Genomic DNA, 6467 nt, shown 5'->3' on the forward strand with positions numbered 1-6467 from the left:
ATCGAATTGGGAGAAATTGAGGCGGTACTGAGTCAACATCCGGCAGTATTCCAGACAGTAGTGATTGTTCAGGAGGACATACCAGGTGATAAGCAGTTGGTGGCTTATATTGTTGTGAACCAAGAGTACACATCGACTGTAGGAACGCAAGGTTTGACGCCCCTACTACGTGAATTCCTCACAGAGAAATTGCCACAGGACATGGTGCCTTTAGCCTATGTGGTGCTAGATTCCCTACCGCTGACACCCAATGGCAAAGTAGAGCGCCGTCTCCTACCTAGGGTAGATATACTGAATCTTGACATCAAAGAAGATTATGTGGCACCACGAACTGCGATCGAAGAGGAGCTAGCGAGAATTTGGGGTAAGCTTTTGGGGAAGCAACAGGTAGGGATTCACGACAATTTCTTTGAATTAGGCGGTCATTCTCTGCTAGCCACACAGCTAACCTCTCGGATACGGGATGCCTTCCGAGTAGAGTTACCTGTAAGCCAGTTATTTGAAACACCAACTGTGGCGATGTTAGCGAGGCAGATTGAAACAATTTGTTGGGCAACGAAAGGATTAAATACCAGTAATTCTCAGGGTAACGAGCGCGAAGACGTGGAATTTTGAGACAAAAGTGGCGAATACCATTTTTCATAACTTCCCTATTAGCTTTGAGTGCTTGAGCCATGCCCAATCCCACAAAACCAGCCGCAATAATCAAATGCTTTAATGTGGTATCAACCATCTGCTGAGTTTTCGCGAACCGACTGACTTGTACCCTTTTTTAGTTTCCTCATGAACTCGTTGCCGATCCAGTCTAAAAGTCCAGGAGTATACCGTTTGAGAAGGTGGATACTTTTAGCGCTCGCATCGGGAAAGACATGCAGTTGATCGCGAATAATTCCTTGAATCGTTTCGCGCATCACGTCCGCTGGGTCAGTTATCCAGTTTTCTGGTAAATGCTGGTTCTCTTGAGCAAATGTTCCATAGCGTTCCGCTTGCAGAATTGGAGTGCGGCTGAAAAACGGATAAACAACTGTCACTTTAACGTTATAAGCCTTCACGTCATCAAAGAGTCCTTCGCTAAACCCCCGTAACCCGAACTTGCTCGCTGCGTAAGGAGTTAACCCACTTACAGCCGACCAGCCTGCTACCGAAGAAATATTGACAATATGTCCCTTTTGACGAGCAATCATGTCAGCCGCAAAGAGTGCGCTTAACCGCATGGGTGCCATTAAGTTTACCTGCATCAGCCCCTCCCACTTTTCGGCTGGAACTTCATCAGTCCGACCAACCACCGCGATTCCAGCATTGTTAATCAAAACCTCAACGGGAACGCCAAGCGCTTTGACTTGATGATAAAGCGATTCACTTCCCTCACGAGAAACCAAATCAGCAGCTAGGCAAGCCAGTACCTTACCGGTGGTAACTTCCTGCTGAATTACTTCAACCCGTTTTTGTAGAACGGCTTTATCCAAATCGGTAAGGATTAATCGGCTACCCGCCATCAATAACTGTCGGGTTAGTTCCTGTCCGAAACCACCGGCTGCCCCCGTAATCAACACAACTGCCTCACGTAGCTGGGTCATGTTTTTGCTCCCTGTTAGCGCTTGGGTTAAATTTTAGGTGAGCTGAGTGCATTCAGTAGTAGCAGCGACCACGGTACTTTAATATCAGGTACGAGCCATGAGTACTTTCTGAGTGGGGGCAGGGCAAAGGGGAGCACGAATCGCAGAGAGCGTAGGGATGCAGGACGCTCACCGTTTTGGTCTACCAGTCCATAGTGTTGAGCGAGTTCGGCAACAATTTGCACCCGACCGGTTCGGCGCATTACAGTTGGGTCTGCTGCCAGGGCAGCGATGACTCGTCCTGTTAGCAAAGGAGTTTCCCAGTTGTAGCCCTCCTTGATGGCTGAGGTTTGTGAGTCAGCAGCACTGCTTTCATCCATTTCGGCAACAAAACGGGAAATGTGTTCAGTACCAACAATACCGGGCCAAATTGACAGCGAAGCAACGTTATGCTGCTTGAGTTCGATCGCCATATCAGCCGCTAAGCGATCGCACGCTGCCTTGCCTGCACCGTAGGGAACGCCAAAAATGTAAGATAGACCGCCCCATGAGGAGATGGTACAAATCAGTCCTTGCTGATGCTCCGTCATCATCCGAGCCGCAAAAACACTGGCAACATAGTGGCTGCGAAGTCCCACATTGTTACAAGCATCCCAAAAACTCGGTTCGCTCTCCCAGAAGGGCTTTCCATTAGAGTTCCCTAGTACTTGTACCCCTGAGTAAACATTATTGACCAGCACATCGAGGTGTCCCTGCTCGTCTTGGATGCGATCAAAGAGCATACGCACTTGCTCATCGTCACTATGATCGACCTGGATGGGAATGCATACACCACCGGCTTCCTCAACAGCTAATTGAGTATCACTCAGGCTCCCAGAGACGTTATCTCCAGAGTTGGAGCTGTCTATTGTGCGACCTGTGATGTATACGGTTGCACCTGCCTCACCGAGTCCAATCGCAATTCCCTTGCCAATCCCCCGCGTAGCACCTGTAACCAATGTGACTTTGCCTTCAATGTGTTTCATGCTCGCTTTTTTATGTAGTCAGAACTATCTAAAAAATAGCAGGGGAAGCAGGGAGGGAAACTAGACAATTTAGTAATAGCGATCGCGCCTTCATCCCATGCAAAATGCATGAAGCGCAGCTATCCTGAAGGAAATCGCAGCCTCACCTCATCCAAATGCGATTCTGCACAATTATTTACGAATATTTAAACTGTAGCAAATCCGAAAAAAATGACTAAAAAGCGGATATTTTTCCAGAACTATTTTGTTTTCCTTAATCGCCATCCTATAGGCAATTTACTATAGATTGTTTAGTAGTAGAAGCCATAAACTTTAATAATAGAACATTCTATTTGTATTTCTTGAATACTATTTACATAAATTTATATTTTTTATAATATCGATTATGTTGTTGATTTGATTTACCGATGAAGACCATTGATCAAGTAATTCGGCTGAACTACACCCGCCTCTCAGAAAGTATCCAAGCTGAGTTAAAGTTTCTGTCTGAACTTTCAGAAATTACGGATGATGAACGGTTCAGGCAGTCTATTGTTGAGGTGATTTACCACCTTAATGATTTGTCAGATGCAATTAACTTGCAACGGCGATATCTGAGTCCTCGCGGTTGATGCTCAGTAGCAGTTAGTTAGTTGAGCTTTTGTTTACCCCCCTAACCCCCCTTATTAAGGGGGGAACAAGAGGTGAAGTAGGTAAGGAGCAAAATACCCATTGTTTTCCTTTTTCCATTTCCCCTTTTCCCTTTTGCCTTTTTCAAGGGAGGCTAGGGAGGTTAACAAAGGCTGATACTATTTCATTTTTGAATTTATTTCATCTGAGCCTGCCAAGTGCCTGAAGCAAAGCTATTCCAAAGGGAATCGCATCCCTTTATCCTGCCAAATGCGATCGCACTTTAGCTAAAAACCCGATTATTTGGTAATGCGATCGCACTCTATAAAATGGTGTTCGCACTATACTTTAGTGCGAACCAAGTTCAACAACTTACCCTGAACAGATTCCAAAATAGAATCTCGGATGTAAGCACTGGCATTGAGAATTTCCACACCAATCAACTCTCCGTCTGCATTGAGTTCAGCCGTAATATTTGGACTGATTTCAACACTTGCTGATTCGGGTTCTTCGGAGATTAGCAGATGAAGAATATCCTCTTCTTTGAAGTAGTTCATTTGCGGCAATGGTTGCTTTTTTTCAGACATTTGTGATAAACCGCCCAGTTTTTAGACGAAATCGAATTTGCTGCCGGGTTGTGGTGTGAATTGTAATCGGTGTAATCGTGTTTTCGCTTTGTTCATAAGGAATTAAAACTAGCTGCTCACGATGCTTTCCAACTGCGATCGCCCGATCTGTTTCTACATCATAATATCGTTCGCTAGAGAACCGTAGGATATCTTCAATGAGGTCAAAGTCAAAATCTCTTTGGGTTGCACGGTAACGAAGATAGGATGTCCAGATAATCTCAGGCATTGGTTCATGATTAGCAGTTTCTGTCACCCATTATTATTCCTGCGATCGCCTTTCCTAACATCCTTGCTCGCATCCTCTCCTCCTCCTATACTTGATCGCATCTGCTCATCCTGCTAGGTGCGATCGCATCCTCCTCAACTAGAACAGCTATTTTGCTCTCGGACGCAACTCGAAAGCGAAATCAGCACGGAGGCATAAGCTGACAGAATAATAACTTTATCTATTAGCCTATCTTAAGGTGAATGGCACTGAATTAAGGGAAAAGCGATCATTCTTTGGAAAAACCCGGATTGGGGGGAGACCCCCCAATCCCCCCACTGGGGGACGAAGCGCTTCCCCCAGACCCCCTCCGCAAGGGTTGATGGGTGAGGTATGAGAGTTCTTAAGTCAGTGCCATTCCTCTTAAGTCAGTGCCATTCATATATAGTTGAGTTGATGCTCATCGCCCATTCATGCATTGGGTACCACTTTGCGTGGCGCTAGGAAACCAAGGACAATTGCCACCAAGATCAATGCTGGAATATCGCCGAGGAGGTGTCCACGTTCCGCAGAGTCAATCACTGCGTGTACCGCCATGATCAGCCCGTGGACAACACTCGACCAGACGGTGAACCAGATTAAACTCAGATGCGCTTCTGGTTTTCGAGAAGCCCATAGTAAAAAGATACCGAGCGTCGCATAAATGCCGACGATCATCTGTTCGTATTCGTATTGACCTGGTTGCCATGACCAGCCCGATGACCAAAACTTCATCAACGGATAGACAAGGAGAAAAGCAATTCCAACAACAACGAGGGCGATTCGCAAGTACCGATACTGCTCATCCATTACTCTAACCTCCCACTATTTTTCCGGGTAGTATTTACCAAGGGAATGCCTATTTGTAATATTAATCTCGCTAGTGACACTTCAACTTTGGAGTGTTAGGAATCTTCTTGTTCTTCGTGGTTTAAAGCTGATTCGATACTGAATCGTCTCATCAAAAACTCCAAAGCACATCGCGCCCACTTCCCACACATTCCTATAGGTCGTAACTTGTTCCATTCTCGGCTAACCACTGCTTGCGCTCAAGATAATTCGGCAAAATCCGCTCAAAGATTGGTGAGGTTCTCAAGGCAATCGTTGATGAGGAGCGATCGCATTCTCAACAAGCTTCAACATATTCACACAGAGTAGTTGGTTCGGGAACGGGTAAACCCTCTTCTCGTAAACCATCCAAATGAAAAGCGGTAAGCGAAGCCATGCCGTAGGCTTATCGCTTCTTTTATCTGTTGTTCTATCTCCTCAATCGTTGCACCTGTCGCCACCCATCCAGGCAAATCTGGAACATAAGCTGAGTAGTTGCTCTCTAGCTTTTCAATTACAATCGCATAGCGCATTACTCTTCTTCTCCTGCGTCCTTCTGTTTCTTGAGTTGAGCTTGCGTCATTATGCTGTTTAACGTGCCAGATACTCGCATCGTCGGAGGGTTTACCTGCAATTGTGACTAAACCAGACTTTGTTGGGTGTTTGAACTGACGATCGCTGCCCCTAGTTCTTGCCAGATACCAGCCATCTTCTTCTATTAGCTTAATCACTTCCCTAACTTTCAGGCTGACCCTCTATCACCATTGCACCCTCTCAACCTGCCAAAATGCGATCGCACTTTCAAAGAATCGTCATAGGAAGTGCCTCTGCTAGAATTGTTGGCTTCAAATCGCGCTAAATCTGTTGGCGGAACGCTCTAATGGCTTCTCCCGCGTCAGTCTCCGCCATCAAAATGCAGCGTCTGAGCAAATCAAGGTCGAGTTCACTGAGTCCGGCTAGCTGGCTGCGCTCAATGGGTTCATAGCTATTGCCTCGAAGATGATAGAGCTTCAGCAATCCATCTGCCCAGAACCAAACCTCTGGAACACCCAAAGCTTTATAGCGTTCCAACTTACTGATTTCACCACTGGTGAAGACGACTTCAATCGACAAATCTGGAATTGGCTTTACGCTCCCGATGCAGTATGACTCGTCTGCTTGAACCGAGACAACTCCTTCTTTTTCTTGAGTCATCGATCGAGTTGGCTGAAAGAAAATGCCCTTTTCTGTAAGAAAGGTTGTCACTAAGTAACCGATGATACTGGCAAAAATTTCATGTTCGCGTCCCGGCATGAGAATCTCAATCGCCCCATCATAGTAAAACAGCCGCACCCCAGGAGAACCATTATAGCCCTTTTGGATGAACTTGAACTGTTCCCACGTTCCATGATGAACAATGCGTTGGTCGGTGGTTTTGTTCAGTAGTGGGGACATGGCGTTCACCTCTGGCTATCCTTGCCTGAGTCAATACTTTTAGCTTACTCTCTCGGCTTGTTGGGAACGTATCTTCATTTTCCTACCATTTCAACTTAGCGCAGGCGATCGCTCCCACGTCTCATCCATCCCTAAAGGTCAT

Annotated in this window: 8 protein-coding genes and 2 pseudogenes; 2 read left to right on the forward strand and 8 right to left on the reverse strand. The window is 46.0% G+C overall.

Going from position 1 to position 6467, the window contains the following annotated elements; all coding sequences use genetic code 11:
• Positions 1-615: phosphopantetheine-binding protein (locus tag V6C93_RS22960; protein ID WP_333478995.1), on the forward strand; the 615-nt coding region annotated here is incomplete at its 5' end.
• A gap of 110 nt (positions 616-725) precedes the next feature.
• On the opposite strand, the gene V6C93_RS22965 is transcribed toward V6C93_RS22960, so the two are convergent.
• Together V6C93_RS22965 and V6C93_RS22970 are read right to left on the reverse strand one after the other, a co-directional pair.
• Complete coding sequence (locus tag V6C93_RS22965; RefSeq protein ID WP_333478996.1) at positions 726-1577, reverse strand: SDR family NAD(P)-dependent oxidoreductase; 852 nt, start codon at positions 1575-1577, stop codon at positions 726-728.
• Between the two features lie 26 nt (positions 1578-1603).
• Positions 1604-2581, reverse strand: coding sequence for an SDR family NAD(P)-dependent oxidoreductase (locus V6C93_RS22970; protein ID WP_333478997.1), 978 nt, complete (start codon positions 2579-2581; stop codon positions 1604-1606).
• 407 nt (positions 2582-2988) lie between these two features.
• Between V6C93_RS22970 and V6C93_RS22975 the strand changes: the two genes are divergently transcribed.
• Entirely contained in the window at positions 2989-3192 is a 204-nt protein-coding gene (locus tag V6C93_RS22975) for a hypothetical protein (RefSeq protein WP_333478998.1), read from the forward strand.
• Positions 3193-3531: 339 nt separating this feature from the next.
• On the opposite strand, the gene V6C93_RS22980 is transcribed toward V6C93_RS22975, so the two are convergent.
• The 6 genes and pseudogenes from V6C93_RS22980 to V6C93_RS23000 form a co-directional block, all read right to left on the reverse strand.
• A complete protein-coding gene (locus tag V6C93_RS22980) occupies positions 3532-3777 on the reverse strand; it encodes a DUF2283 domain-containing protein (RefSeq protein ID WP_333478999.1) in 246 nt (81 codons plus the stop codon).
• Entirely contained in the window at positions 3770-4072 is a 303-nt protein-coding gene (locus tag V6C93_RS22985) for a hypothetical protein (RefSeq protein ID WP_333479000.1), read from the reverse strand. The genes V6C93_RS22980 and V6C93_RS22985 overlap by 8 nt, the downstream gene beginning before the upstream one ends.
• A 423-nt stretch (positions 4073-4495) precedes the next feature.
• Positions 4496-4873 carry a DUF6632 domain-containing protein gene (locus tag V6C93_RS22990; protein ID WP_333479001.1) on the reverse strand — a complete coding sequence of 126 codons (378 nt, stop codon included), beginning with the start codon at positions 4871-4873 and terminating at the stop codon, positions 4496-4498.
• Between the two features lie 316 nt (positions 4874-5189).
• A pseudogene (locus tag V6C93_RS38420) lies at positions 5190-5424 on the reverse strand (type II toxin-antitoxin system HicB family antitoxin).
• A pseudogene (locus V6C93_RS38425) lies at positions 5424-5637 on the reverse strand (type II toxin-antitoxin system HicA family toxin). Before V6C93_RS38425 ends, V6C93_RS38420 begins: the two co-directional pseudogenes overlap by 1 nt.
• 109 nt (positions 5638-5746) lie before the next feature.
• The gene (locus tag V6C93_RS23000; RefSeq protein ID WP_333479003.1) at positions 5747-6325 is read right to left on the reverse strand and encodes a Uma2 family endonuclease; all 579 of its coding nucleotides are present in this window, start codon (positions 6323-6325) and stop codon (positions 5747-5749) included.
• Positions 6326-6467: the final 142 nt, after the last annotated feature.

Origin of the sequence: Allocoleopsis sp. (assembly GCF_036703385.1) — a bacterium.
Taxonomy (GTDB): domain Bacteria; phylum Cyanobacteriota; class Cyanobacteriia; order Cyanobacteriales; family Coleofasciculaceae; genus Allocoleopsis.

Bases quoted from the DNA above. Each gene is read 5' to 3' on its own strand.
- V6C93_RS22970 (WP_333478997.1), bottom strand. From the start codon at position 2,581: ATGAAACACATTGAAGGCAAAGTCACATTGGTTACAGGTGCTACGCGG.
- V6C93_RS23000 (WP_333479003.1), bottom strand. From the start codon at position 6,325: ATGTCCCCACTACTGAACAAAACCACCGACCAACGCATTGTTCATCAT.
- V6C93_RS22965 (WP_333478996.1), bottom strand. From the start codon at position 1,577: ATGACCCAGCTACGTGAGGCAGTTGTGTTGATTACGGGGGCAGCCGGT.
- V6C93_RS22990 (WP_333479001.1), bottom strand. From the start codon at position 4,873: ATGGATGAGCAGTATCGGTACTTGCGAATCGCCCTCGTTGTTGTTGGA.
- V6C93_RS22980 (WP_333478999.1), bottom strand. From the start codon at position 3,777: ATGTCTGAAAAAAAGCAACCATTGCCGCAAATGAACTACTTCAAAGAA.
- V6C93_RS22975 (WP_333478998.1), top strand. From the start codon at position 2,989: ATGAAGACCATTGATCAAGTAATTCGGCTGAACTACACCCGCCTCTCA.